General features: G+C 68.8%; 27 protein-coding genes. 22 read left to right on the top strand and 5 right to left on the bottom strand.

Annotated features, from left to right (window positions below):
* The first annotated feature begins 227 nt into the window (after window positions 1–227).
* From C1737_RS14900 to C1737_RS14870, 7 genes are read left to right on the top strand one after another with little or no spacing between them, the layout of a single operon-like run.
* Window positions 228–875, top strand: coding sequence for a dihydrofolate reductase family protein (locus C1737_RS14900; protein ID WP_067916649.1), 648 nt, complete (start codon window positions 228–230; stop codon window positions 873–875).
* 27 nt (window positions 876–902) lie between these two features.
* Window positions 903–1,658 carry a deoxyribonuclease IV gene (locus C1737_RS14895; RefSeq protein WP_067916647.1) on the top strand — a complete coding sequence of 252 codons (756 nt, stop codon included), beginning with the start codon at window positions 903–905 and terminating at the stop codon, window positions 1,656–1,658.
* 9 nt (window positions 1,659–1,667) lie between these two features.
* A complete protein-coding gene (locus tag C1737_RS14890) occupies window positions 1,668–2,498 on the top strand; it encodes a PHB depolymerase family esterase (RefSeq protein WP_067916645.1) in 831 nt (276 codons plus the stop codon).
* Window positions 2,499–2,552: 54 nt separating this feature from the next.
* Window positions 2,553–4,181, top strand: a complete 1,629-nt coding sequence (locus tag C1737_RS14885; RefSeq protein WP_102418755.1) for an acyl-CoA dehydrogenase family protein — start codon at window positions 2,553–2,555, stop codon at window positions 4,179–4,181.
* An 8-nt stretch (window positions 4,182–4,189) separates the two neighbouring features.
* Window positions 4,190–5,128, top strand: coding sequence for a crotonase/enoyl-CoA hydratase family protein (locus C1737_RS14880; RefSeq protein ID WP_067916641.1), 939 nt, complete (start codon window positions 4,190–4,192; stop codon window positions 5,126–5,128).
* A gap of 2 nt (window positions 5,129–5,130) precedes the next feature.
* Window positions 5,131–5,850, top strand: coding sequence for a PaaX family transcriptional regulator C-terminal domain-containing protein (locus C1737_RS14875; RefSeq protein WP_102418754.1), 720 nt, complete (start codon window positions 5,131–5,133; stop codon window positions 5,848–5,850).
* Entirely contained in the window at window positions 5,847–6,614 is a 768-nt protein-coding gene (locus C1737_RS14870) for a crotonase/enoyl-CoA hydratase family protein (RefSeq protein ID WP_067916636.1), read from the top strand. Before C1737_RS14875 ends, C1737_RS14870 begins: the two co-directional genes overlap by 4 nt.
* 21 nt (window positions 6,615–6,635) lie before the next feature.
* On the opposite strand, the gene C1737_RS14865 is transcribed toward C1737_RS14870, so the two are convergent.
* The 3 genes from C1737_RS14865 to C1737_RS14855 all read right to left on the bottom strand — a co-directional run bounded on the left by C1737_RS14865 (window position 6,636) and on the right by C1737_RS14855 (window position 8,358).
* Entirely contained in the window at window positions 6,636–7,370 is a 735-nt protein-coding gene (locus C1737_RS14865; RefSeq protein ID WP_102418753.1) for a DUF732 domain-containing protein, read from the bottom strand.
* Between the two features lie 89 nt (window positions 7,371–7,459).
* Window positions 7,460–7,912, bottom strand: a complete 453-nt coding sequence (locus C1737_RS14860; RefSeq protein ID WP_102419963.1) for a DUF3060 domain-containing protein — start codon at window positions 7,910–7,912, stop codon at window positions 7,460–7,462.
* Between the two features lie 77 nt (window positions 7,913–7,989).
* Window positions 7,990–8,358 carry a DUF3060 domain-containing protein gene (locus C1737_RS14855; RefSeq protein WP_102418752.1) on the bottom strand — a complete coding sequence of 123 codons (369 nt, stop codon included), beginning with the start codon at window positions 8,356–8,358 and terminating at the stop codon, window positions 7,990–7,992.
* A gap of 139 nt (window positions 8,359–8,497) precedes the next feature.
* Here C1737_RS14855 and C1737_RS14850 point away from each other — a divergent pair, with 139 nt between their 5' ends.
* The 9 genes from C1737_RS14850 (at window position 8,498) to C1737_RS14810 (ending at window position 17,743) form a co-directional block, all read left to right on the top strand.
* Window positions 8,498–9,142 (top strand): TetR/AcrR family transcriptional regulator, encoded by a 645-nt coding sequence (locus C1737_RS14850; RefSeq protein ID WP_102418751.1) that lies wholly within the window; start codon window positions 8,498–8,500, stop codon window positions 9,140–9,142.
* 375 nt (window positions 9,143–9,517) lie between these two features.
* A complete protein-coding gene (gene rpsL / locus C1737_RS14845) occupies window positions 9,518–9,892 on the top strand; it encodes a 30S ribosomal protein S12 (RefSeq protein ID WP_007167812.1) in 375 nt (124 codons plus the stop codon).
* Entirely contained in the window at window positions 9,892–10,362 is a 471-nt protein-coding gene (rpsG, locus tag C1737_RS14840) for a 30S ribosomal protein S7 (protein ID WP_007167813.1), read from the top strand. The genes rpsL and rpsG overlap by 1 nt, the downstream gene beginning before the upstream one ends.
* 84 nt (window positions 10,363–10,446) lie before the next feature.
* Window positions 10,447–12,552 (top strand): elongation factor G, encoded by a 2,106-nt coding sequence (fusA, locus tag C1737_RS14835; RefSeq protein ID WP_082972724.1) that lies wholly within the window; start codon window positions 10,447–10,449, stop codon window positions 12,550–12,552.
* A gap of 110 nt (window positions 12,553–12,662) precedes the next feature.
* Window positions 12,663–13,853 carry an elongation factor Tu gene (gene tuf, locus C1737_RS14830; protein ID WP_067921884.1) on the top strand — a complete coding sequence of 397 codons (1,191 nt, stop codon included), beginning with the start codon at window positions 12,663–12,665 and terminating at the stop codon, window positions 13,851–13,853.
* Window positions 13,854–13,987: 134 nt separating this feature from the next.
* A complete protein-coding gene (locus C1737_RS14825) occupies window positions 13,988–14,740 on the top strand; it encodes a PE family protein (protein WP_102418750.1) in 753 nt (250 codons plus the stop codon).
* An 88-nt stretch (window positions 14,741–14,828) separates the two neighbouring features.
* Entirely contained in the window at window positions 14,829–15,671 is an 843-nt protein-coding gene (locus C1737_RS14820; RefSeq protein ID WP_102418749.1) for an SHOCT domain-containing protein, read from the top strand.
* A 49-nt stretch (window positions 15,672–15,720) separates the two neighbouring features.
* Complete coding sequence (locus C1737_RS14815; RefSeq protein WP_067921877.1) at window positions 15,721–16,539, top strand: mycofactocin-coupled SDR family oxidoreductase; 819 nt, start codon at window positions 15,721–15,723, stop codon at window positions 16,537–16,539.
* A gap of 25 nt (window positions 16,540–16,564) precedes the next feature.
* Window positions 16,565–17,743 carry an NAD(P)/FAD-dependent oxidoreductase gene (locus C1737_RS14810; RefSeq protein ID WP_102418748.1) on the top strand — a complete coding sequence of 393 codons (1,179 nt, stop codon included), beginning with the start codon at window positions 16,565–16,567 and terminating at the stop codon, window positions 17,741–17,743.
* Window positions 17,744–17,747: 4 nt separating this feature from the next.
* On the opposite strand, the gene C1737_RS14805 is transcribed toward C1737_RS14810, so the two are convergent.
* Together C1737_RS14805 and mftR are read right to left on the bottom strand one after the other, a co-directional pair.
* Complete coding sequence (locus C1737_RS14805) at window positions 17,748–18,794, bottom strand: DUF2332 domain-containing protein (RefSeq protein ID WP_102418747.1); 1,047 nt, start codon at window positions 18,792–18,794, stop codon at window positions 17,748–17,750.
* Window positions 18,791–19,387: a mycofactocin system transcriptional regulator gene (mftR, locus tag C1737_RS14800; protein ID WP_067921868.1), complete on the bottom strand. Its 597-nt coding sequence runs from the start codon at window positions 19,385–19,387 to the stop codon at window positions 18,791–18,793. Before mftR ends, C1737_RS14805 begins: the two co-directional genes overlap by 4 nt.
* A gap of 99 nt (window positions 19,388–19,486) precedes the next feature.
* On the opposite strand from mftR, the gene mftA reads away from it, so the two are divergent.
* The 6 genes from mftA (at window position 19,487) to mftF (ending at window position 24,547) form a co-directional block, all read left to right on the top strand.
* Window positions 19,487–19,576 carry a mycofactocin precursor MftA gene (gene mftA, locus C1737_RS14795; RefSeq protein WP_040621348.1) on the top strand — a complete coding sequence of 30 codons (90 nt, stop codon included), beginning with the start codon at window positions 19,487–19,489 and terminating at the stop codon, window positions 19,574–19,576.
* A 4-nt stretch (window positions 19,577–19,580) separates the two neighbouring features.
* Window positions 19,581–19,853: a mycofactocin biosynthesis chaperone MftB gene (mftB, locus tag C1737_RS14790; protein WP_067921865.1), complete on the top strand. Its 273-nt coding sequence runs from the start codon at window positions 19,581–19,583 to the stop codon at window positions 19,851–19,853.
* Window positions 19,850–21,046: a mycofactocin radical SAM maturase gene (gene mftC, locus C1737_RS14785; RefSeq protein WP_068092139.1), complete on the top strand. Its 1,197-nt coding sequence runs from the start codon at window positions 19,850–19,852 to the stop codon at window positions 21,044–21,046. The genes mftB and mftC overlap by 4 nt, the downstream gene beginning before the upstream one ends.
* Window positions 21,047–21,048: 2 nt before the next feature.
* Window positions 21,049–22,239 carry a pre-mycofactocin synthase MftD gene (mftD, locus tag C1737_RS14780; RefSeq protein ID WP_067921860.1) on the top strand — a complete coding sequence of 397 codons (1,191 nt, stop codon included), beginning with the start codon at window positions 21,049–21,051 and terminating at the stop codon, window positions 22,237–22,239.
* A gap of 161 nt (window positions 22,240–22,400) precedes the next feature.
* Window positions 22,401–23,132, top strand: coding sequence for a mycofactocin biosynthesis peptidyl-dipeptidase MftE (mftE, locus tag C1737_RS14775; RefSeq protein WP_102418746.1), 732 nt, complete (start codon window positions 22,401–22,403; stop codon window positions 23,130–23,132).
* Window positions 23,129–24,547: a mycofactocin biosynthesis glycosyltransferase MftF gene (gene mftF / locus C1737_RS14770; RefSeq protein WP_067921852.1), complete on the top strand. Its 1,419-nt coding sequence runs from the start codon at window positions 23,129–23,131 to the stop codon at window positions 24,545–24,547. The genes mftE and mftF overlap by 4 nt, the downstream gene beginning before the upstream one ends.
* Window positions 24,548–24,560 lie beyond the last annotated feature (13 nt).

Raw genomic sequence — 24,560 nt, 5'->3', positions numbered from 1 at the left:
GGAGTCGGACAATTGGACCTAGTTCGACGACGATGCGGCGAGGTAACTCGCCGCTGAGGAGTCGGACAATCGGCGGTAGTCCGCACGCTAGTTCGACAAGAAAAGAGCCCCCGCCCAGTGCGGGGGCTCTTTTCTTGTTCGCTCGTCAGTGCAAGCGGCCAACGGCGATGAGTTCGGCCAGCAGCCCGGGTCTACCTGTTGACCATCGAAGATCTCAGGAGGACCGCGTGGCCCAACTGCTCAGAGTCCAGAATTTCATGTTGTCGCGCGATGGGTTCGGCGCCGGGCTCAACCAGTGCTTCGAACGCCCATTCGGCGACGCCGACCAAGGCGCCATGTTCGCCTGGGTCGGCGCGACCGCGAGTTGGGTAGGCCGCAGCGAGCCCGGCGGAAGCCGGGGCCTCGACGACTACTTCACCCGCGACTTCACCAACAACATCGGCGCGGAGATCATGGGCCGCAACAAGTTCAGCCCATACCGCGGCCCTTGGCAGAACCACCCGGATTGGCAGGGGTGGTGGGGTGACGAGCCACCGTTCCATACCCCGGTGTTCGTCATGACGCACCATGCCCGCGCGCCGTTGACACTGTCGGACACCACGTTCCACTTCGTCTCCGGCGATCCGGCGGGCGTCCTGGATCAGGCGAAGGCGGCCGCCTTCGGCAAGGACGTCCGGCTCGGCGGTGGCGCGAGCACCGTGCGCCAATTTCTCGACGCTGGCCTCGTCGACGCTCTCCACGTCGCGGTCGCGGAGGTGGAGATCGGGGCTGGATCGCGCCTCTGGGAGTCCCCGGAAGAGCTCGAGGACCGGTTCCACCACGAGGTCGTACCCAGCGCCAGCGGGGTCACCCATCACTTGTTCTGGCGGCGATGACGGCCGCACTCCAACTACACTGGCCGCGTGCTCATCGGTTCACACGTCAGCAATGACGACCCGCTGGCTGCCGCGGAGGCGGACGGCGCCGACGTCGTGCAGTTCTTCCTCGGCAACCCGCAGAGCTGGAAGAAGCCGAAACCCCGCGAAGACGCCGAGGCGCTCAAGGCGTCGAGCGTGCCGCTCTATGTCCACGCGCCCTACCTCATCAACGTGGCGTCGGCGAACAACCGCATCCGGATCCCGTCGCGCAAGATCCTGCAGGACACCTGCGACGCCGCGGCGGAGATCGACGCGACGGCGGTGATCGTGCACGGCGGCCACGCCGACGACGACGACATGGAGGCCGGCTTCGAGCGGTGGGTCAAAGCGCTGGACTACCTGGAAACCGACGTGCCGGTGTACCTGGAGAACACCGCGGGCGGCGACCACGCGATGGCTCGCTACTTCGACACCATCGGCAGGCTCTGGGATCACATCGGCGACAAGGGAATCGGGTTCTGCCTGGACACCTGCCATGCGTGGGCGGCGGGTGAGCAATTGATCGACGCGGTGGACCGGATCAAGGCGCTGACCGGGCGCATCGACCTGGTGCACTGCAACGACTCGAGGGACGCGGCGGGCTCGGGTGCCGACCGGCACGCGAACTTCGGCACCGGCCAGATCGACCCCGAGCTGCTGGCCGCGGTCGTCAAGGCGGCCGACGCGCCGGTCATCTGCGAGACCGCCGACGAGGGCCGCAAGGACGACATCGCGTTCCTGCGGGAAAAGACAAGCGGCTGAGTCACGGCCGTGCTCGGTCGGCTCGCCACCCTCCTCGGGGTCGTCTTGCTCGTCGCGGGCTGTGCGCCGACACTGCCGTCGGGCTTCGTGACCGGCACCAGTTTGCACCACCTCGAGGTCGGCGGACACGATCGCAGCTATCGGCTCTACAAGCCGGTGGCAACACCGGATTCGGTGCCGCTTGTCGTCGTGCTGCACGGCTATTCCGGTAGCGCGAGGCAGGTCGAAAGGGATTACGGCTGGGACGAACTGGCCGATGCGGGCAGGTTCGTCGTCGCCTACCCCGACGGGCTCGACCGGGCCTGGAACGTCGACGGGGAATCGTGCTGCGGCCGGCCCGGACGGGAAAACGTCGACGACGTCGCCTTCATCGCCGCGGCGGTGGCCGACGTCGCCAAGAACGTCCGCACGGATCCCGCCAGGGTCTACGTCACCGGAATGAGCAACGGCGGCATCATGTCCTACACGCTGGCGTGCACCACCGACATCTTCGCCGCCATCGGCCCGGTGGCCGGCACGCAACTGAACGGGTGCCCGGACCCGCGCCCGATATCGGTCATGCACATCCATGGCACGGCGGATCGGTTGGTGCCCTACGGTGGCGGGCAGGGTTTCAGCGTCATCAACGGCCCGCCGGTTCCCAGCGTGAATGCGTTCTGGCGCAACGTGGACCGGTGTGCGAACCCGGCCAGCACGACCGACGGTCCGGTCACCACGTCGACGGCGGAATGCGCCGGCAACCGTGGCGTCACGCTGATCACGATCGACCAGGGCGGCCACGAATGGCCGCCGTTCGCCAGCCAGGCGCTGTGGGCGTTCTTCCGAGCGCACGCCCGCTGACACACCAGCATTACACGTCTTGTGCGACTGTCGGAAAAATGTAACATGAGGGGCATGTCGGATACGCATGTCGTCACCAACCAGGTCCCCCCGCTGGAAAACCACAACCCCGCGACATCCGCGGTGCTCGTGGAGGCCCTGATCCGCGAGGGCGGGCAGTGGGGCGTGGAAGAGGTGAACGAGGTCGGCGCGATCGCGGGCGGCCGCGAGGCCCTGCGGTGGGGTGAACTCGCCGACCGTAACCGGCCGATCCTGCACACGCACGACAAGTACGGTCACCGCATCGACGAGGTCGAGTACGACCCGGCCTACCACGAGTTGATGCGCACGGCGATCGCCAGCGGCATTCACGCCGCCCCGTGGGCGGACGACCGCCCGGGCGCGCATGTGGTGCGCGCCGCGAAGATGTCGGTCTGGAACGTCGAGCCCGGCCACACCTGCCCGATCTCGATGACCTACGCCGTCGTCCCCGCGCTGCGCTACCAGCCCGAACTGGCGGCGGTCTACGAGCCCCTGCTCACCAGCCGCGAATACGATCCCGAACTCAAGCTCGCCACCACCAAGCGCGGTATCACCGCCGGCATGTCGATGACCGAGAAGCAGGGCGGGTCCGACGTGCGCGCCGGCACCACGCAGGCGACCCCGAACGGGGACGGCAGCTACCGCCTGACCGGACACAAGTGGTTCACCTCGGCGCCGATGTGCGACATCTTCCTGGTCCTCGCCCAAGCGCCGGGTGGACTGTCCTGCTTCCTGCTGCCGCGGATACTGCCCGACGGCACCCGCAACCGGATGTTCCTGCAGCGGCTCAAGGACAAGCTCGGCAACCACGCCAACGCGTCCAGTGAAGTCGAATACGACGGCGCCGTCGCGTGGCTGGTGGGCGAGGAGGGCCGCGGCGTGCCCACCATCATCGAGATGGTCAACCTCACCCGGCTGGACTGCACCCTGGGCAGCGCCACCAGCATGCGCACCGGACTGACCCGGGCCATCCACCACGCCCAGCACCGAAAGGCGTTCGGCGCCTACCTGATCGACCAGCCGCTGATGCGCAACGTGCTGGCCGACCTGGCCGTCGAGGCCGAGGCCGCCACCATCGTCGCGATGCGGATGGCCGGCGCCACCGACAGGGCGCTGCGCGGCGATGACCGGGAGGCCCTGTTGCGCCGCATCGGTTTGGCCGCCAGCAAGTACTGGGTGTGCAAGCGGGCCACCCCGCACGCCGCCGAGGCGCTGGAATGCCTGGGCGGCAACGGCTACGTCGAGGACTCGGGCATGCCGCGGCTGTTTCGTGAGGCGCCGCTGATGGGCATCTGGGAGGGCTCGGGCAACGTCAGCGCGCTGGACACGTTGCGCGCCATGGCAACTCGGCCCGAATGCGTCGAGGTGCTGTTCGACGAGCTGGCCGAAAGCGCGGGCGCCGACCCGCGACTGGGCGCGCACGTCGAACGCCTGCGCCGCGACCTGACCGACCTGGACACCATCGCGCTGCGGGCCCGCAAGGTCGCCGAGGACATCTGTTTGGCGCTGCAGGGATCGCTCTTGGTGCGCCACGGCCACCCTGCCGTCGCCGAGGCCTTCTTGACCACCCGGCTCGACGGGCAGTGGGGCGGCGCCTACGGGACCATGCCCGTCGGCCTGGATCTGGCCCCGATCCTCGAGCGGGCGCTGGTCAAGGGCTGAGCCGCAATATGACCCACGCGATCAGGCCGGTCGACTTCGACAACCTGAAGACGATGACCTATGAGGTTACCGATCGGGTTGCCCGGATCACCTTCAACCGACCGGAGAAGGGCAACGCGATCGTCGCGGACACCCCGCTGGAGCTCTCGGCGCTTGTGGAGCGCGCCGACCTGGACCCCGATGTGCACGTGATCCTGGTCTCGGGCCGCGGCGAGGGGTTCTGTGCGGGCTTCGACCTGTCCGCCTACGCCGACCGCACCGGTTCGGCCGGCGGTACGGGTGCCTATCGGGGCACCGTCCTGGACGGAAAAGCCCAGGCTGTCAACCACTTACCGAATCAGCCCTGGGATCCGATGATCGACTACCAGATGATGAGCCGGTTCGTACGCGGTTTCTCCAGCCTGATGCACGCCGACAAACCGACGGTGGTCAAGATCCACGGCTACTGCGTGGCCGGCGGCACCGACATCGCGCTGCACGCCGACCAGGTGATCGCCGCCGCCGACGCCAAGATCGGCTACCCGCCCACGCGGGTATGGGGCGTCCCCGCGGCCGGGTTGTGGGCGCACCGGCTCGGCGACCAGCGCGCCAAGCGCCTGCTGTTCACCGGCGACTGCATCACCGGCGCCCAGGCCGCCGAATGGGGTCTGGCGGTCGAGGCGCCGGACCCGGCCGACCTCGACGAGCGCACCGAGCGGCTGGTGGAACGGATCGCCGCGGTGCCCGTCAACCAGCTGATCATGGTCAAGCTCGCGCTCAATTCGGCTCTGCTGCAACAGGGCGTGGCCACCAGCAGGATGGTCAGCACCGTGTTCGACGGGGTCGCCCGGCACACGCCGGAAGGCCACGCCTTCGTCGCCGACGCCACCGAGCACGGCTTCCGCGACGCGGTCCGGCATCGCGACGAGCCCTTCGGTGACTATGGCCGCCGGGCGTCACAGGTATAGCCATGCCCACCATGACGGCCCGGTCGGTGGTGCTCAGCGTGCTGCTGGGGGCGCACCCGGCGTGCGCCAGCGCGAGTGAATTGGTCAGGCTCACTTCCGACTTCGGCATCAAGGAGACCGCGCTGCGGGTGGCGCTGACGCGCATGGCCGGGGCCGGCGACCTGATCCGCTCCGCCGACGGCTACCGGCTCTCGGACCGCCTGCTGGCCCGCCAGCGGCGGCAGGACGACGCCATCGACCCCCGGGTCCGACCCTGGCGCGGGGAGTGGGTCACGCTCATCGTGACCAGCGTGGGCAACGACGCGCGTACCCGCGCGGCGCTGCGAACCGCATTGCACGACAAGCGGTTCGGTGAACTCCGCGAAGGCGTGTGGATGCGCCCCGACAACCTGGAGCTCGACCTGGACCCCGAGATCGACGCGCGGGTCCGGGTCCTGCGGGCCCGCGACGACGACCCGACCGGGCTGGCCGCCCAGCTGTGGGACCTGCCCGCCTGGGCGCGGGCCGGTCAGGAGTTGCTCGACGAGATGGCCGCCGCGCCGGACATTCCGGGCCGTTTCGTGGTGGCGGCGGCCACGGTGCGACACCTGCTCACCGACCCGGTCCTGCCCGACGAACTGCTGCCCGTTGACTGGCCCGGGGCCCGGCTGCGTGCGGCGTACCACGACTTCGCCACCGAGCTGCTCGAGCGGCGCGAACCACTATTTGCGGAGGCACAATGAGCGATCCCGTACGTATCGAGCGCAACGGCCCGGTGACGACGGTCATCTTGAACCGGCCGGCGGCGCGCAACGCGGTCAATGGTCCCACCGCGGCCGCGCTGTACGCGGCGTTCGACGAATTCGACCGCGACGACACCGCGTCGGTCGCGGTGTTGTGGGGCGACGGTGGAACCTTCTGTGCCGGAGCCGATTTGAAGGCCTTCAGCACCCCCGAGGCCAACTCCGTGCACCGGAGGGGCCCGGGCCCGATGGGGCCGACCCGGATGGTGTTGTCCAAACCCGTGATCGCCGCGGTGAGCGGCTACGCCGTCGCCGGGGGCCTGGAGCTGGCCATCTGGTGCGACCTGCGGGTGGCCGAGGAGGATGCGGTGTTCGGGGTGTTCTGCCGGCGGTGGGGGGTGCCGCTGATCGACGGCGGCACCGTGCGGTTGCCGCGGTTGATCGGGCACAGCCGCGCGATGGACATGATCCTCACCGGCCGCGGTGTCAAGGCCGACGAAGCGCTCGCGATGGGGTTGGCCAACCGCGTGGTGCCCACCGGCCAGGCGCGGCAGGCGGCCGAGGAGCTGGCCGCGCAGCTGGCCGCGCTGCCGCAGCAGTGCCTGCGATCGGACCGGCTCTCGGCGCTACACCAGTGGGGCGCAACGGAATCCGAGGCGATCGACTTCGAATTCGCCAGCATCTCCCGCGTCGCCGCCGAGGCCAACGAGGGTGCGGGGCGGTTCGCCGCGGGTGCCGGCCGGCACGGCGCGCCCGCCGGTTAGGCGACCCGTCCGCTCCCGACTTTACGGCGCGAGCCGCACCCTGCCGGGCGGCATGGGGGGCGGCTCCGGACCGGCGCCACCACCGCCGGGAGGGATCCCCGGCTGGGGGGCACTGGGCTCCTGTTGCGGTCCCGGTGGCGCCTGCTGGGCCGGCAGCGGTTGCTGCGGTGGAGACGGGGTCGTGGCGGGCCGGGGTGGCGTCATGATCTGGGCCGTCGGCGGCGGCGGTGGCGGAAGCTGGGGCGGGTCCGGCTGGCCGGTTTCTCCCGACGGGAACGGTCCCGACACCGGGCCGATCGGGTGGAATGCGGCGGTGTGCGTGGCCGCATCGCTCCGCTGCGGCGGTTCGCTCGCGCCGGGCAAGGGATTCGCCATGGACTGCAGGGAAGCAATCTTCGGTTGGTTGTTCGGACAATAGGCCTCGACCGAGGCGGAGATGAATCGGGCGACGGTGCGCATGACGCGGTCGGGAGGGTATGGGCCGCCGGCCGAGTTGGCATTGAACGCCCGTTGCTTCATGTCATCGACCACGCCGCTGGCCGGCATTCCGCCATCGAGTTGGCGGCAAATCCGATGGGCCGTGGCGATGAGGCTCGGCACGTTCTCGAGAGCAGGGATGCCCTTCTGGTCGAGCAGCGCCACAAACTGGTCGTCGGGATTGGGGTCGGCCGCCGCCGCGGGAAGCGTCACGGCGCCGGTCAGTACCACGAAGGCCGTAACCAGCGCGCCGGTGCGGTTGGTGGTACTGGGGAACATGGCTGGAGTCCGTTCTGCTGGGACGATCATATGCCCCGGATACTCCCGCAGCACCCCGGCGAAAACCGATGCCGGCGAACGACTACCGCTCAGCTGCCCTTGGTGATGGTGTTGCCGGAGCCCAGGTTGTCGACCTTGGGCTCACCGTCTTTGTAGGTGATGGTGTTGTTCAGCCCCACCACGCTGATGCGGGTGTCGACCTTGTCCAGGGTGATCTTGTTGTTCGTGCCGCCGACGGTCACCGTCGTGCAGTCTCCGGTGACGGTCAGGGTGTTGTCCGAACCGCCCACGTTCAGCGACTTGCCGCTGGCGCAGTCGAGCGCCGTGGTGGTGCCCATCGACCCGTAGTTGAGCGTGTTGCCGATCTCCACCGACGCGGTGGTGCTCGCCCCGCTCGACCCCGTCGTCGGCGCCGCCCCGGCGCTCGTTGTCGTCGTACTGCTCTTCGTCGTCGTGGTGGAACTCGTGGGCGGGTTGGCCGTCGAACTGCAGCCGGCCAGCAATACCGCCGCGACGGCCGGGGCGATGGCGAACGCGGTCAGCCCCGAGGGGCGGTCAAAGATGTGGGCGGACAATGTTCCTCGATTCCCCTCGGTCGAATGGCGGTGCGGTGTCGGGCTCAGCCGGGTACCTGCTGAAGCCGGTTGGTCATCCCGAGCTCGCGGCCGCGGTCCCAGAGGAACGGCGAGCCGCCGTGGTAGAACACCGTCTGGTCGTAGCCGTAGACGGTGATGTCGTGCGAGACCGAGTCGGCGACGACGGTGTTGGACGAGCCCATCACCGTCACCGCGTAGCAGTTGCCCAGCGCCGTCACGTTGTTACGGGTGCCGTTGACCAGCAGGGTGGCGTCATTGCAATCCAGCGTCTGCTCGATGCCCTCCCCGACGACGTGGGTGTCGCCGTTCTTGGCGTGTGCGGCGGGGGCGGGGATTGCGGCGACGGTGATGACACAGGTTGCCAGCGACCCGGCGACGGTTGTCCACTTCACTGCGGGCCCCCTTTAGTGACGGGTGGATCTGCTCGATGAGATTACGTCCATCCGGCCATGGCTGAAACAGTTTCGCGCCCGGCGTCAACTAGAGTCATTAGTTAAGCACCCCGATGAACGCAAGCGAAGGGCCCCCGCCATGGCAGCTCAGCCGGAAACGGCCTCCGCGGCCGGGCGTCCGCGCGGGGGGAGAACGGGCTCGCGCCCTGCCAAGCTGAGCCGCGAAGGCATCATCGACGGCGCGCTCACCTTCCTGGACCGGGAGGGCTGGGACGCCCTCACCATCAACGCGCTGGCGACGCAACTCGGCACCAAGGGGCCGTCGCTGTACAACCACGTGGACAGCCTGCAGGACCTGCGCCGCGCGGTGCGGATCCGCGTCATCGACGACATCATCACGATGCTGAACAGGGTCGGCGAGGGTCGCGCCCGCGACGACGCCGTGCTGGTCATGGCGGGCGCCTACCGCAGCTACGCCCATCACCACCCCGGCCGGTACTCGGCGTTCACCCGGATGCCGTTCGGCGGTGAGGATCCCGAGTACACGGCGGTGACCAGGGGCGCGGCCGCGCCGGTGATCTCGGTGCTGTCCTCCTACGGTCTCGACGGCGAGGAGGCCTTCCACGCTTCGCTGGAGTTCTGGTCCGCGCTGCACGGCTTCGTGCTGCTGGAGATGACCGGTGTGATGGACGACATCGACACCGACGCGCTGTTCTCGGACATGGTGCTGCGGCTGGCGGCGGGCATGGAGCGGCGCGTCGCGCACAACACCGCAAGAGGTTAGGTCCGATGGTGGCGACCCGCTGCGCCCGGCTCGCATCGACTGTGGCGGCCCGCTGCGCCCGGCTTCGCCGCGCTTGCGACCACCACGGCCGCGCTTGCGATCGCCACGGCCGCGCTTGCGATCGCCACGAACCGCCGCTTTGACCTGCGAGACCGGCGGCGGGTATTGTGGAGGCTCGTGCCTGGCGGCTTACGGCGCCTAACCGTAAGGAAGTGGATGCCGGGCGAATTCGCATGTCCACGATGCATCGGATCTTCTCCGGTGCGCAGCGCGTGCGACACACCCGGCCGCGGGGTAGTGCGGCAGGGCAAAACTGCAGTACGAAGACTTGAGAACAGCCGACAGGCACCGAACACGAACACAGAAAGCCGGTAGATGCCAACGATTCAGCAGCTGGTCCGCAAGGGTCGCCGCGACAAGATCGCCAAGGTCAAGACCGCGGCCCTGAAGGGCAGCCCGCAGCGCCGTGGCGTATGCACTCGCGTGTACACCACCACTCCGAAGAAGCCGAACTCGGCGCTTCGGAAGGTCGCGCGCGTCAAGCTGACCAGCCAGGTCGAGGTCACCGCCTACATCCCGGGCGAGGGCCACAACCTGCAGGAGCACTCGATGGTGCTGGTCCGTGGTGGCCGAGTCAAGGACCTGCCCGGTGTGCGGTACAAGATCATTCGCGGTTCGCTCGACACCCAGGGGGTCAAGAACCGCAAGCAGGCTCGCAGCCGTTATGGCGCCAAGAAGGAGAAGAGCTGATGCCGCGCAAGGGGCCCGCGCCGAAGCGTCCGTTGGTCAACGACCCGGTCTACGGGTCGCAGCTGGTCACCCAGCTGGTGAACAAAGTCCTCCTGCAGGGGAAGAAATCGCTGGCCGAGCGCATTGTTTATGGAGCGCTCGAGAATGCCCGGGACAAGACGGGCACCGATCCTGTGATCACGCTCAAGCGCGCCCTCGACAACGTCAAGCCCGCGCTGGAGGTGCGCAGCCGCCGCGTCGGCGGTGCGACCTACCAGGTGCCGGTCGAGGTCCGTCCGGACCGGTCCACCACGCTGGCGCTGCGCTGGCTTGTCAGCTTCTCGCGGCAGCGCCGGGAGAAGACGATGGTCGAGCGGCTGGCGAACGAGATCCTGGACGCCAGCAACGGCCTGGGAGCCTCCGTCAAGCGGCGTGAGGACACCCACAAGATGGCCGAGGCCAACCGCGCCTTCGCGCACTATCGCTGGTAAAGGCGGCGTCCGGCGCCGAACTGGCAGAGTGGCCGGGCGCAACCAAGACAGCAACCAAGCAATCGAAAGAGTGGGAAGACTTCTGTGGCACAGAAGGACGTGCTGACCGACCTGACCAAGGTCCGCAACATCGGCATCATGGCGCACATCGACGCCGGCAAGACGACGACGACGGAGCGCATCCTCTACTACACCGGTATCAGCTACAAGATCGGTGAGGTCCACGATGGCGCCGCCACCATGGACTGGATGGAGCAGGAGCAGGAGCGCGGAATCACCATCACCTCCGCCGCCACCACCTGCTTCTGGAACGACAACCAGATCAACATCATCGACACCCCCGGGCACGTCGACTTCACCGTCGAGGTGGAGCGCAGCCTGCGCGTGCTCGACGGTGCCGTGGCCGTCTTCGACGGCAAGGAGGGTGTCGAGCCGCAGTCCGAGCAGGTGTGGCGCCAGGCCGACAAGTACGACGTCCCGCGGATCTGCTTCGTCAACAAGATGGACAAGATCGGCGCCGACTTCTACTTCTCGGTGCGCACGATGGAAGAGCGCCTGGGCGCCAACGTCATCCCGATCCAGCTGCCGGTCGGCTCCGAAGGCGACTTCGAGGGCGTCGTCGACCTGGTCGAGATGAAGGCCAAGGTGTGGAGCGCGGAGGCCAAGCTCGGTGAGAAGTACGACGTCGTCGACATCCCCGCCGACCTGCGGGAGAAGGCCGACGAGTACCGCACCAAGCTGCTCGAGGCCGTCGCCGAGACCGACGAGTCGCTGCTGGAGAAGTACCTGGGCGGCGAGGAACTCACCGTCGAGGAGATCAAGGGCGCACTCCGCAAGCTGACCATCAGCTCGGAGGCCTACCCGGTGCTGTGCGGCAGCGCGTTCAAGAACAAGGGCGTGCAGCCGATGCTGGATGCGGTCATCGACTACCTGCCCTCGCCGCTGGACGTGCCGCCGGCCGTCGGCCACGCGCCCGGCAAGGAGGACGTCGAGGTCATCCGCAAGCCGTCCACCGACGAGCCGTTCTCGGCGCTGGCGTTCAAGGTCGCCACGCACCCGTTCTTCGGCAAGCTCACCTACGTTCGGGTGTACTCGGGCAAGGTCGACTCCGGCAGTCAGGTCATCAACTCCACCAAGGGCAAGAAGGAGCGGCTGGGCAAGCTGTTCCAGATGCACTCCAACAAGGAGAACCCGGTGGAGACCGCGTCGGCGGGTCACATCTACGCGGTGATCGGCCTGAAGGACACCACCACCGGCGACACCCTGAGCGACCCGAACGACCAGGTCGTACTGGAGTCGATGACCTTCCCGGACCCGGTCATCGAGGTGGCCATCGAGCCCAAGACCAAGAGCGACCAGGAGAAGCTGAGCCTCTCGATCCAGAAGCTCGCCGAAGAGGACCCGACGTTCAAGGTGCACCTGGACCAGGAGACCGGCCAGACCGTGATCGGCGGGATGGGCGAGCTGCACCTGGACATCCTGGTGGACCGCATGCGCCGCGAATTCAAGGTCGAGGCCAACGTCGGTAAGCCACAGGTGGCCTACAAGGAGACCATCAAGCGGGCCGCGAACAACGTCGAGTTCACCCACAAGAAGCAGACGGGTGGCTCCGGCCAGTTCGCGAAGGTGATCATCAACCTCGAGCCGTTCACCGGCGAGGACGGCGCCACCTACGAGTTCGAGAACAAGGTCACCGGTGGCCGCATCCCCCGGGAGTACATCCCGTCGGTGGACGCGGGCGCGCAGGACGCGATGCAGTACGGCGTGCTGGCCGGTTACCCGCTGGTGAACCTCAAGGTCACGCTGCTCGACGGCGCCTTCCACGAGGTGGACTCCTCGGAGATGGCGTTCAAGATCGCCGGTTCGCAGGTGCTGAAAAAGGCTGCCGCGCAAGCACAGCCGGTGATCCTGGAACCCATCATGGCCGTCGAGGTCACCACGCCCGAGGACTACATGGGCGACGTGATCGGCGACCTGAACTCTCGCCGTGGCCAGATCCAGGCCATGGAGGAGCGGAGCGGTGCACGCGTCGTCAGGGCGCACGTGCCGCTGTCGGAGATGTTCGGCTACGTCGGCGACCTGAGGTCCAAGACCCAAGGCCGGGCGAACTACTCCATGGTGTTCGACTCCTACGCCGAAGTGCCGGCGAACGTGTCGAAGGAGATCATCGCGAAGGCGACGGGTCAGTAAACATCTGCTCGGAGTAATCTTGCCGGGTCATTGCAAAGCCTTGGGCGCGGCACAACTGAAAACACCAACACTGCTTTAACAAGCACCAACAAGTCCAGGAGGACAACGAAGTGGCGAAGGCGAAGTTCGAGCGGACGAAGCCGCACGTCAACATTGGGACCATCGGTCACGTTGACCACGGCAAGACGACGCTGACCGCGGCTATCACCAAGGTTCTGCACGACAAGTACCCGGACTTGAACGAGTCCCGCGCGTTCGACCAGATCGACAACGCGCCCGAGGAGCGTCAGCGCGGTATCACCATCAACATCTCCCACGTGGAGTACCAGACCGACAAGCGGCACTACGCCCACGTCGACGCCCCCGGCCACGCCGACTACATCAAGAACATGATCACCGGCGCCGCCCAGATGGACGGCGCGATCCTGGTGGTCGCCGCCACCGACGGCCCGATGCCGCAGACCCGCGAGCACGTGCTGCTGGCGCGTCAGGTGGGCGTGCCCTACATCCTGGTGGCGCTGAACAAGGCCGACATGGTCGACGACGAGGAGCTGCTGGAGCTCGTCGAGATGGAGGTCCGCGAGTTGCTGGCCGCCCAGGAGTTCGACGAGGACGCCCCGGTCGTTCGGGTGTCGGCGCTCAAGGCGCTCGAGGGCGACGCGAAGTGGGTCGAGTCCGTCGAGCAGCTGATGGACGCGGTCGACGAGTCGATCCCGGACCCGGTCCGCGAGACCGAGAAGCCGTTCCTGATGCCGGTGGAGGACGTGTTCACGATCACCGGTCGTGGCACTGTGGTCACCGGTCGTGTCGAGCGCGGCGTGATCAACGTGAACGAGGAAGTCGAGATCGTCGGCATCCGGCCGACCAGCACCAAGACCACGGTCACCGGTGTGGAGATGTTCCGCAAGCTGCTCGACCAGGGGCAGGCCGGTGACAACGTCGGTCTGCTGCTGCGCGGTATCAAGCGCGAGGACGTCGAGCGCGGTCAGGTCGTCACGAAGCCCGGCACCACCACGCCGCACACCGAGTTCGAGGGCTCGGTCTACATCCTGTCCAAGGATGAGGGCGGCCGGCACACGCCGTTCTTCAACAACTACCGTCCGCAGTTCTACTTCCGCACCACAGACGTGACCGGTGTGGTGACACTGCCGGAGGGCACCGAGATGGTGATGCCCGGTGACAACACCAACATCTCGGTCAAGCTGATCCAGCCCGTCGCCATGGACGAGGGTCTGCGGTTCGCGATCCGCGAGGGTGGCCGCACCGTCGGCGCCGGCCGGGTCGTCAAGATCATCAAGTAGTTCGTCCGCGCTAAAGCCCGGATTGCCGATTGCGGCAATCCGGGCTTTATGCGTTTTACCGGGCCGAACGCGGCCGGCTCCGCTACGATTCCTCGGTAAGGGAGTCGGGGGCGGAAGATGACCGGGAGGTTCGGATGTCCTTCGTATTCGCGACGCCTGAATACGTGGAGGCAGCGGCGTCGGATCTAGCCAGGATCGGCTGGACGATCACGTCGGCGAACTCGATGGCGATGGGCCCGACGTCGACCGTGCTGGCCCCGGGCGCCGACGAGGTGTCCGCGGGCATCGCGGCGCTGTTCGGCGCGCACTCTCAGGTATATCAGGCGCTCAGCGCGCAGGCCGCGGCGTTTCACAACCAGTTCGTGCAACTGATGAATGGCGGCGCGGCGCAATACCTGGCCACCGAGGCCGCCAACACCACGCCGTTGCAGGCCGCGGGGGCACCCGCGTCGATGGCCGCGCAGCTGCCGGCGGCGGCGGCCGCGGGCGGTTCGGCGCCGGGCGTACCGGCGGCCCCCCTGATGTCGGCGATCGCGCCGGCTTCGGCGATCGCGGGCAATCCGGCAGCGGCCGGCCCGACGGTGGTCGCCGACGCCGCGGGGCCGGCCGGGCTGGCCCCGGCCGCCACGCCCGCGACGCCGGTGAATATGGTGACGCCCGCCTACGCCCCGGCCGCCTCGCAGCCGGTAGCGACCCCTCCGACGACGGTCAACCCGCTCGTCTCGACGCCCGCCCAGGTTGAGACACCGCAGGCCGCCGCGGCCCCGGCGATGCCGGTATCGACCGGCACACCGGTGAAAATGGTGTCGGCCCATTCGCCCACCCCGGGGACTTCGGCGGGGTCGTCGGCGCGTCCCGCGCCGCCGCTGATACCCAGGGTGGACTGACACTCCGGCCGTTCGCGCGTATGCGAGTCGTGCTGAGACCGCGACAGCTAATCTGACACGGAAATTCGGCCAGTGTAAGGAGACACTCGTGTTGGCGCGCTACCTGAAGGCACAGTTGGTGGTTTTACTGTGCGGCGGCCTGGTCGGGCCGATTTTCCTGATCGTCTATTTCACCCTCGGGCTCGGCAGCCTGTTGCAGTGGATGTTCTATGTCGGTCTCCTCGTCACCGTGGCCGACGTGCTGGTCGCGCTCGCACTGGCCAACTACGGCGCGAAGTCCTCGGCCAAGACCGCGGCGCTCGAACAAAGCGGGGTGCTGGCCCTCGCCCAGATCACCGGCGTCACCGAGACCGGGACGTGGATCAACAACCAGCAGGTGGTCAAGGTGCACCTGCACATCGCCGGGCCCGGGTTCCTGCCGTTCGACAGCGAGGACCGGGTGATCGCCAGCGTGACCCGGCTGGGCAACCTCAACGCACGCAAATTGGTGGTGCTGGTCAATCCCACCACCAATGAATACCTAATCGACTGGGAGCGAAGCGCTTTGGTCAACGGCCTGGTGCCCGCCCAGTTCACGGTGTCCGAAGACAACCAGAGCTACGACCTGAGCGGGCAGGCCGGCCCGTTGATGGAGATCCTGCAGATCCTCAAGGCCAACAACGTCCCGCTGAACCGGATGGTGGACATCCGGTCGAATCCGGTGCTGCGCCAGCAGATTCAGGCGGTGGTGCGCCGGGCGGCCGAACAACAGGCGCCGGCCGCCCAGCCGGCCCCCCAACCGGCGACTGCCGGCGGGCCCGCACCGGTGGTCACGCCCCCGCAACCATCGATCGCTCAACGGCTGCAGGAACTCGAGACGCTGCGCGCCAGCGGCGCGCTGACCGACCAGGAGTACAGCAGCCGGCGGGCCCAGATCATCTCCGAAATCTGATCGCCGGCCGAGTTAGAACAGGTTTCAGTTCCGCTGCTAGCCTGACTCCGTGACTGGATCACTGCAGGGGCGGGTCGCGTTCATCACCGGCGCCGCCCGCGCCCAGGGCCGTTCGCACGCGGTGCGGCTGGCCCGCGAGGGTGCCGACATCATCGCGCTCGACATCTGTGCGCCGGCGTCGAAGTGCCTCACCTACACGCCCGCTACGCCGGAGGACCTCGCCGAGACGGTCCGCCTGGTGGAAGCCGAGGGGCGCAAGGTGTTGGCGCGCGAAGTGGACATCCGGGACGACGCCGCCCTGCGCCAGCTCGTGGCCGACGGCGTCGAACAATTCGGCCGGCTCGACATCGTGGTGGCCAACGCCGGAGTCCTGAGCTGGGGCCGGGTTTGGGAGCTCACCGACGAGCAGTGGGACACGGTGATCGGGGTCAACCTGACTGGCACCTGGCGCACCCTGCGGGCCACCGTGCCCGCGATGATCGAGGCCGGCAACGGGGGGTCGATCGTGGTGGTCAGCTCGTCGGCGGGGCTGAAAGCCACGCCCGGCAACGGGCATTACTCGGCCAGCAAGCACGGTCTCACCGCGCTGACCAACACGCTCGCCATCGAGCTCGGCGAATACAACATCCGCGTCAACTCCATCCATCCGTATTCGGTCGACACCCCGATGATCGAGCCGGAGGCGATGATGGAGATATTTGCCCGCCATCCCAGCTTCGTGCACAGCTTTCCCCCGATGCCCTTGCAGCCCAACGGCTTCATGACCCCCGATGAGGTGGCCGATGTTGTGGCGTGGCTAGCTGGCGACGGCGCGGGCACCCTCACCGGCACGCAGGTGCCCGTGGACAAGGGCGCCTTGAAGTACTGACCGGCCTGCGTGGTATGAACTCCACGTGACCGCTAGCAAAGGAATCGTGATCGTCGGTGGCGGTCTGGCCGCCGCCCGGACCGCCGAGCAGCTTCGCCGGTCGGGTTACGCGGGCCGCGTCACGATCGTCAGCGACGAGGTGCACCTGCCCTACGATCGCCCGCCGCTGTCAAAAGAGGTGCTGCGCAAAGAAGTCGACGACGTGGCCCTCAAACCCCGCGAGTGGTACGACGAGAACGACATCACCCTGCGGCTCGGCGCCGCGGCCACCGGCCTGGACACCGCGGCGCAGACGGTGGCGCTGGCCGACGGGTCCGTGATCGGCTACGACGAACTCGTCATCGCGACCGGCCTGGTGCCGCGGCGCATCCCTACGCTGCCTGATCTGGAGGGCATCCGGGTGCTGCGCACGTTCGACGAGAGCCTGGCGCTGCGCGAACACGCGTCCGCCGCGCGGCGCGCCGTGATCGTCGGCGCCGGCTTCATCGGCTGCGAGGTGGCGGCCAGCCTGCGCAGCCTCGGGGTGGACGTGGTGTTGGTCGAGCCCCAGCCGACGCCCCTGGCGTCGGTGCTCGGCGAGCAGATCGGTGGGCTGGTCGCGCGGCTGCACCGCGAGGAAGGGGTCGACGTCCGCCTCGGCGTCGGGGTGGCCGACGTGCGCGGCGACGAGCGGGTGGACACCGTGGTGCTGTCCGACGGCTCCGAGCTGGCGGCCGACCTGGTGGTGATCGGCATCGGGTCGCACCCGGCGACCGGCTGGCTCGAGGGCAGCGGCGTCGAGGTGGACAACGGCGTGCTCTGCGACCAGGCCGGACGGACCAGCGCGCCCAACGTGTGGGCGCTCGGTGACGTCGCCTCCTGGCGCGATGCGACGGGACATCAAGCGCGCGTGGAACATTGGAGCAATGTCGCCGACCAGACCCGCGTCGTGGTGCCCGCGATGCTGGGCCAGGACGTGTCGTCGGCCGCGGTCGTCGTCCCGTACTTCTGGAGCGACCAGTACGACGTGAAGATCCAGTGCCTGGGAGAACCGGAGGCCACCGACACCGTCCACCTCGTCGAGGACGACGGCCGCAAGTTCCTGGCCTACTACGAGCGCGACGGGGTGTTGGTCGGCGTCGTCGGTGGCGGGATGCCAGGCAAGGTCATGAAGGTCCGCGGCAAGATCGCAGCCGGCGCACCCATTTCCGACGTGCTGGGCTGACTGGCTACCGCCAGTGCACCGGCGGACCGTGCGGGTGGCATTCGCCGAGAACCTGCAGCTCGCCCCCGGGCCACCGGCGCGCCCGCACCAGGAACCGGATCGGTGAGTCGGGGCCGCCGCGCGCCGGCTCCAGCGTGAGGTGCACGAACGGCGACCGCGCGTCCGCCTGTGCGCCCACCGCCCGGACCCGGGCGCGCACCGTCTCGCGCTCCTCCTCGGACAGGTACTGCCAGGTGATCGAGTGCCACAGCACCGTCAGCGCGCCCTCGGCAGGCGCCAGGCCGGCGACCGCGTCGGCCGCGGTCTGGCGCGCCAGCCGTGCCGGCACCTGCCGGGCGACCTCGATGGCGCCGCGCAGCCGTTCGAGCCGGGCCGTCTGGTCGGGCCAGACGTAGCTCAACACGGTGAGCTCCCCGTCGGCTGCGGTGACGTCGACGGGTGCGATGTCGTAGCCGTGCCGCTCGACGATGCGCACCCCGCCGCCGGGCGGCAGAGCGCCGCGCCATGCGTCGGTGATGGTCACCGGCGAATCGCTGGGCCCCCACTCTCCTCCGGCGAAGCGGTACCGGTAGCGGTCCGCGCGCAGGTTGAGTCCCGCGCTGGTCCCGATCTCGAAAAGCCTTATCGGCAGGTCTGATTCACCGTTGATGCGCAACAGGGCGCCGATGAGTGCGGCGGAGCGCCCGACCTCGTTGGTCTGGGGCGGTTGCCGCAACGCCGCCCGCAGCGTTTCGGTGTGGCCGGCCGCGACGTCCACGATGTCGGGCCACGCCCGTTCGGCGTCCCAGCTGCCGCCCGTGCTGGGATACCACCGGCGCAGCTGCTCAGCCCGGCCGTCGAGCACCAACCGGTGCAGGCCGCCGAGCAGCCGCAGCGGCACCGCGAGGCGGGAGGGGGCGTCCTCGTGCCCGGACAAGACGGCCGCGAAGACCCCGCCGGCGGCGACGTCGCGGGCCACCAGCTCGAAAAGCTCGCCGTACATCGGCGAGCCGGAGCCCGCGCAGAACCGCCCCTGCGCGCGCAGGGTGTTCAGCAGGTGGTCGGCGGTCATCGATCCAGCCCGTGCAACCCGGTGGCCACCACGTCGAACGCCTGGCCCAGCGCGGTCGGCAGCGGCACGGACTCGTCGCCGAGCCAGTGCTCGTAGGCCGACAGCGCCACCCCCAGCATGGTCCAGGCAACGGTCCGGGGCAGCAGGTCGGTCGTCTTGCGGTCCGACCGGCGGGCCACGAAACCGGCGATCACCTCGCGCCAGCCGGCGTACATGGTCATCGAGTAGGCCTGCAGCTCGGCCGTTTGCAGTATCACCCGCATGCGCTGGCGGTGTCGCGCGGTCTCGGACTCGTCAAAGGTGTTGAACGCCAACAGTGCATCGCGCAATGCCTGACCCAGCGGCACCCGCGGATCGACGTCGTCGAGCAGGTCGCTCAGGTGCGCGAGGTGGGTGTCGAAGTCGCCCCACGGGATGGCGTTCTTGGAGGCGTAGTAGCGGAACAGGGTCCGCCTCGAGATGCCGGCGGCGTGCGCGACGTCGTCGACGCTGACGTCGGCGAAACCGCGGGCGCTGAACAGCTCGATGGCGACGTCGGTGATGTGGTGGGGCGTGGTCGAGCGGCGACGGCCCACCCGCGGCTGCGGCCCCATGAGACCCCGCCCTTCCATTTCGGCACTCGATGCCATATTCTGACGAAGCTTGTGACCCAAGTCCCATCGTTGTCAAGACCCGGCGAAAGGCAAAGACCCATGGACCACGAGACCGAGACCGAGACCCAGCTCGTCGCCGAGACGCTGGTCGAAGAGGTGTCCATCGACGGCATGTGCGGGGTCTACTGACCGCGTGTTCGACCCCGACCGCGGCTGGCGGCTGCACCCGCAGGTGGCGGTTCGACCCGAACCGTTCGGGGCGCTGCTCTATCACTTCGGCACCCGCAAGCTGTCGTTTCTGAAGAACCGCACCATCCTGACGGTGGTGCGGTCCCTGGCTGACCATCCCGACGTGCACTCCGCCTGCCGCGCGGCGGGCGTGGACGACTCGGGTGAGGCGCCGTACCTGCAGGCGCTGGGCGTGTTGGCCGATTCGTCGATGTTGGTTCCTCAGGAGGCCCCATGACCGCCGGACTGGCCAGAGTGCCGCGGCTCATCGAGCAGTTCGAGAGCGGGCTGGATGCGCCCATCTGCCTGACGTGGGAGTTGACCTACGCCTGCAATCTGGCGTGCGTGCACTGCCTTTCGTCGTCGGGTAAGCGGGATCCGCGGGAGCTGTCCACCCGGCAGTGCATGGACATCATCGACGAGCTGGAACGCATGCAGGTGTTCTACGTCAACATCGGCGGCGGGGAGCCGACCGTGCGGCCGGACTTCTGGGAGCTGGTCGACTACGCCACCGCGCACCACGTCGGGGTGAAGTTCTCCACCAACGGCGTCCGCATCACCGAAGAGGTGGCCACCCGGCTGGCAGCCAGCGACTACGTCGACGTCCAGATCTCGCTCGACGGCGCCACCGCGGAGGTCAACGACGCGGTCCGGGGACCCGGCTCCTTCGACATGGCGGTGCGTGCGCTGGAGAACCTGGCGGCGGCGGGCTTCGCGGACGCCAAGATCTCGGTGGTGGTCACCCGGCACAACGTCGACCAGCTCGACGAATTCGCCGCGCTGGCACGCCGTTACGGTGCGACCCTGCGGATCACCCGCCTGCGTCCGTCGGGGCGGGGCGCGGACGTCTGGGAGGACCTGCACCCCACCGCCGCCCAGCAGGTCCAGCTGTATGACTGGCTGGTGGCCAAGGGGGAGCGGGTGCTCACCGGTGATTCCTTCTTCCACTTGTCCCCGCTGGGCTCGGCCGGCGCGCTGGCCGGCCTGAACATGTGCGGTGCCGGCCGGGTGGTGTGCCTGATCGACCCGGTGGGCGATGTCTACGCCTGCCCGTTCGCCATCCACGACCGCTTCCTGGCCGGAAACGTGTTGAGCGACGGTGGATTCGACAACGTCTGGAAGAACGCACCGCTGTTCCGCGAGTTGCGCGAACCGCAGTCCGCGGGCGCCTGCGGCAGCTGCGGGCACTACGACGCCTGCCGGGGCGGGTGCATGGCGGCCAAGTTCTTCACCGGGCTGCCGATGGACGGGCCGGATCCCGAATGCGTCCAGGGGCACAGCGCGTCGGCGCTGGCCCGGCAGCGGGAGACGCCGCGTCCCCGCGCCGACCATTCCCACGGGCGCCGGGTCCGGCAGCCGGTGCCGCTGACGCTGTCGGTGCGACCGCCGGACGCGCCGCCCGCCCGCCTGTGCAACGAAAGCCCGGTCTAGCCATGGCCGACCAGTGGTTCGAGACCGTCGCCATCGCGCAGCAACGCGCGAAACGGCGGCTCCCGAAATCCGTGTATTCCGCGCTGGTTGCGGGCAGCGAAAAGGGAATCACCGTCGCAGGCAACGTCGAGGCCTTCAGCGAACTCGGGTTCGCCCCCCACGTCGTGGGCGCGCCGGAAAAGCGTGACCTGTCGACCACCGTTATGGGACAGGATATTTCGCTGCCGGTGCTGATCTCGCCCACCGGCGTGCAGGCCGTCGACCCCGACGGCGAGGTTGCCGTCGCGCGGGCCGCGGCGGCGCGCGGCACGGCGATGGGACTGTCCTCGTTCGCGAGCAAACCGATCGAGGACGTCATCGCCGCCAACCCCAAGGTCTTCTTCCAGGTCTACTGGCTGGGCGGGCGCGACGCGATCGCCGAGCGGGTGGAGCGGGCCCGGCAGGCCGGTGCGGTCGGCTTGATCGCCACCACCGACTGGTCGTTCTCCCACGGCCGCGACTGGGGCAGCCCGAAGATCCCCGAGGAGATGAACCTGCGGACCATCCTGCGCCAGTCGCCGGAGGCCGTCTTCAAGCCCCGCTGGCTGTGGAAGTACGGCAAGACGCTGCGCCCGCCGGACCTGCGCGTGCCCAACCAGGCGCGCCGCGGCGAACCCGGCCCGCCGTTCTTCGCGGCCTACGGGGAGTGGATGGGCACGCCGCCCCCGACGTGGGAGGACATCGCCTGGCTCCGCGAGCTGTGGGGCGGGCCGTTCATGCTCAAGGGCGTGATACGCGTCGACGACGCGAAAAGGGCCGTGGACGCTGGAGTTTCGGCGATTTCGGTGTCGAACCACGGCGGCAACAACCTGGACGGAACGCCGGCGTCGATCCGCGCCCTGCCCGCGGTGGCCGCCGCGGTGGGCGATCAGGTCGAGGTGCTGCTCGACGGCGGCATCCGCCGCGGCAGTGACGTCGTGAAGGCGGTGGCGCTCGGGGCCCGCGCGGTGATGATCGGTCGCGCGTACCTGTGGGGCCTGGCCGCGGCCGGGCAGGCGGGCGTGGAGAACGTGCTCGACATCCTGCGCGGCGGCATCGACTCGGCGCTGATGGGTCTGGGGCGTGGCAGCGTCCACGACCTTGGCCCGGACGACATCCTCGTGCCGCCCGGCTTCACCAGGGCGCTCGGCGTCCCGGACGGCGGCGGCGCGTAGGCGCCAATCACCGATATCCCGGGCAGATTTCCCGAGAATGATGGCCCGCCCACACCGTGGTACAAGCGTGGTGTCCGTGACGGACGAGCATTGATTTCGAACGCCGCATGAACCAGCCAGAAAAAAATCATTTTCAACGGACAACAATCGGTGCACGCCAGGTGAATTCGTCCTACCATCACCGAGTGCCCGTACTCGGCGAATTGGCAATGGCGACGTCAAGCCAGCTGTCGGGCACCTCGCCGTCGGTATTGGTCCCGCTGGGGTCGACCGAACAGCACGGTCCGCACCTGCCGTTGGATACCGACACCCGGATCGCAACCGCGGTCGCCCGCGGGGCCAGGGCGCGCCTCGGGCGCGACTGGCTGGTGGCGCCGGCCATCGCCTACGGCGCCAGCGGCGAGCACCAGAGCTTCGCCGGAACCATCTCGATCGGGACCGAAGCCCTGACGACGCTGCTGGTGGAGTACGGCCGGTCGGCCGCTGGCTGGGCCGGGCGCCTGGTCTTCGTCAACGGCCATGGCGGCAACACCGCCGCGCTGAGCGTCGCGGTGGCCCGGCTGCGCGCCGAGGGTCGCGACGCCGGCTGGTGTCCATGCCTGGCCGCCGGCGGCGACGCCCACGCCGGCCACACCGAAACCTCGCTGTTGCTGCACATCTCGCCGGGCGACGTGCTGACCGATCGGTGGCTCACCGGCAACCGGGCGCCGCTCGCCGAACTGCTGCCGTCGATGCGCCGCGGAGGAGTGGCCGCGGTCAGCCCCGTGGGCGTGCTTGGAGACCCGACCACCGCGACCGCCGCCGAGGGGGAGCGCATCCTCGCCGAGATGGTCGACCGGTGTGTCCGCCGGGTAGACCGTTGGTCACCCGGGCGCGACGGGATGCTGACGTGACCGCGCCCGCGCCCCGGCTGCCGGACGGCTTCGCCGTCCAGGTCGATCGCCGCGTGCGGGTGCTCGGCGACGGCTCCGCGCTGCTCGGCGGTTCGCCGACCCGGCTGCTCAAGCTCGCGCCGGCCGCCCAGGACATGCTGTGCGACGGCCGGCTGAAGGTCCGCGACGACGTCAGCGCGCAGCTGGCCCGCACGCTGCTGGACGCCACGGTCGCGCATCCGCGGCCGGCGGGTGGTCCGTCGCACCACGACGTCACTGTGGTAATCCCGGTGCGAGACAACCTGTCCGGAGTGCGACGCCTGGTGAGCTCGCTGCGCGGCCTGCGGGTCATCGTGGTGGACGATGGCTCGTTCCCGCCCATCGAACCGGACGATTTCGTCGGCGCCCACTGCGACGTGGAGGTGCTGCGGCACTCGCGCAGCCGGGGTCCGGCCGCCGCCCGCAACACCGGGCTGGCCGCCTGCACCACCGACTACGTCGCCTTCCTGGATTCCGATGTCGCGCCCCGGCGCGGGTGGCTGGAGGCGCTGCTCGGGCATTTCTGTGATCCGACCGTCGCGCTGGCCGCGCCGCGCATCGTCGGTTTGTCGCACAGTGAGAATGTGGTGGCGCGTTATGAGGCGGTGCACTCCTCGCTCGACCTCGGCGAGCGCGAAGCCCCGGTACTGCCCCACAGCACCGTGTCCTACGTGCCCAGCGCGGCGATCATCTGTCGGTGTTCCGCCCTGCGCGCGGTCGGTGGGTTCGACGAGACGCTGCAGTCCGGCGAGGACGTCGACCTGTGTTGGCGGCTCATCGAAGCCGGCGCCCGGCTGCGCTACGAGCCCATCGCGCTGGTCGCCCACGACCACCGCACCGAACTGAGGGATTGGCTGGCGCGCAAGGCCTTCTACGGCGGCTCGGCGGCCCCGCTCTCGGTCCGCCACCCGGACAAGACGGCGCCGGTGGTGATCTCCGGCTGGGCGCTGATGACCTGGATCCTGGTGGCGTTCGGGACCAGCCTGTCGCAGCTGGCCTCCGTGGTCTTCGCCGTCTTGACGGGTCGCCGGATCGCCAGGGCGATGCGCGGTGCCGACACCTCGATCACCGACGTCGTGGTGATCGCGGCCCGCGGCCTGTGGTCGGCGGCGCTGCAGCTGGCGTCGGCCCTGTGCCGCCATTACTGGCCGCTGGCACTGATCGCCGCCACGGTGTCGCGACATTTCCGGCGTGTCGTGCTGGTCGCGGCGATCATGGACGGCGTGGTGGACTGGCTGCGCCGCCGCGACGCCATCGGGGACGACGCGGAGCCGATCGGCCTGCTGACGTATCTGTTGCTCAAGCGCGTCGACGACCTGGCGTACGGTCTCGGGTTGTGGTGGGGTGTGCTGCGGGAGCGCAACCTGCGCGCGCTGAAACCGCAGATTCGGAGCTAGCCGCCACCTTGAC

The organism is Mycobacterium sp. 4858, assembly GCF_900240975.1.
Taxonomy (GTDB): Bacteria; Actinomycetota; Actinomycetes; order Mycobacteriales; family Mycobacteriaceae; genus Mycobacterium.
This window is presented reverse-complemented; position numbering and strand designations above follow the sequence as displayed.

Bases quoted from the DNA above. Each gene is read 5' to 3' on its own strand.
- C1737_RS14865 (WP_102418753.1), bottom strand. From the start codon at position 7,370: ATGTTCCCCAGTACCACCAACCGCACCGGCGCGCTGGTTACGGCCTTC.
- C1737_RS14870 (WP_067916636.1), top strand. From the start codon at position 5,847: ATGAGCGATCCCGTACGTATCGAGCGCAACGGCCCGGTGACGACGGTC.
- C1737_RS14885 (WP_102418755.1), top strand. From the start codon at position 2,553: ATGTCGGATACGCATGTCGTCACCAACCAGGTCCCCCCGCTGGAAAAC.
- rpsL (WP_007167812.1), top strand. From the start codon at position 9,518: ATGCCAACGATTCAGCAGCTGGTCCGCAAGGGTCGCCGCGACAAGATC.
- C1737_RS14875 (WP_102418754.1), top strand. From the start codon at position 5,131: ATGCCCACCATGACGGCCCGGTCGGTGGTGCTCAGCGTGCTGCTGGGG.
- mftA (WP_040621348.1), top strand. From the start codon at position 19,487: ATGGACCACGAGACCGAGACCGAGACCCAGCTCGTCGCCGAGACGCTG.
- mftC (WP_068092139.1), top strand. From the start codon at position 19,850: ATGACCGCCGGACTGGCCAGAGTGCCGCGGCTCATCGAGCAGTTCGAG.
- C1737_RS14805 (WP_102418747.1), bottom strand. From the start codon at position 18,794: ATGACCGCCGACCACCTGCTGAACACCCTGCGCGCGCAGGGGCGGTTC.
- C1737_RS14825 (WP_102418750.1), top strand. From the start codon at position 13,988: ATGTCCTTCGTATTCGCGACGCCTGAATACGTGGAGGCAGCGGCGTCG.
- C1737_RS14850 (WP_102418751.1), top strand. From the start codon at position 8,498: ATGGCAGCTCAGCCGGAAACGGCCTCCGCGGCCGGGCGTCCGCGCGGG.
- mftR (WP_067921868.1), bottom strand. From the start codon at position 19,387: ATGGGGCCGCAGCCGCGGGTGGGCCGTCGCCGCTCGACCACGCCCCAC.
- mftD (WP_067921860.1), top strand. From the start codon at position 21,049: ATGGCCGACCAGTGGTTCGAGACCGTCGCCATCGCGCAGCAACGCGCG.
- C1737_RS14880 (WP_067916641.1), top strand. From the start codon at position 4,190: ATGACCCACGCGATCAGGCCGGTCGACTTCGACAACCTGAAGACGATG.
- rpsG (WP_007167813.1), top strand. From the start codon at position 9,892: ATGCCGCGCAAGGGGCCCGCGCCGAAGCGTCCGTTGGTCAACGACCCG.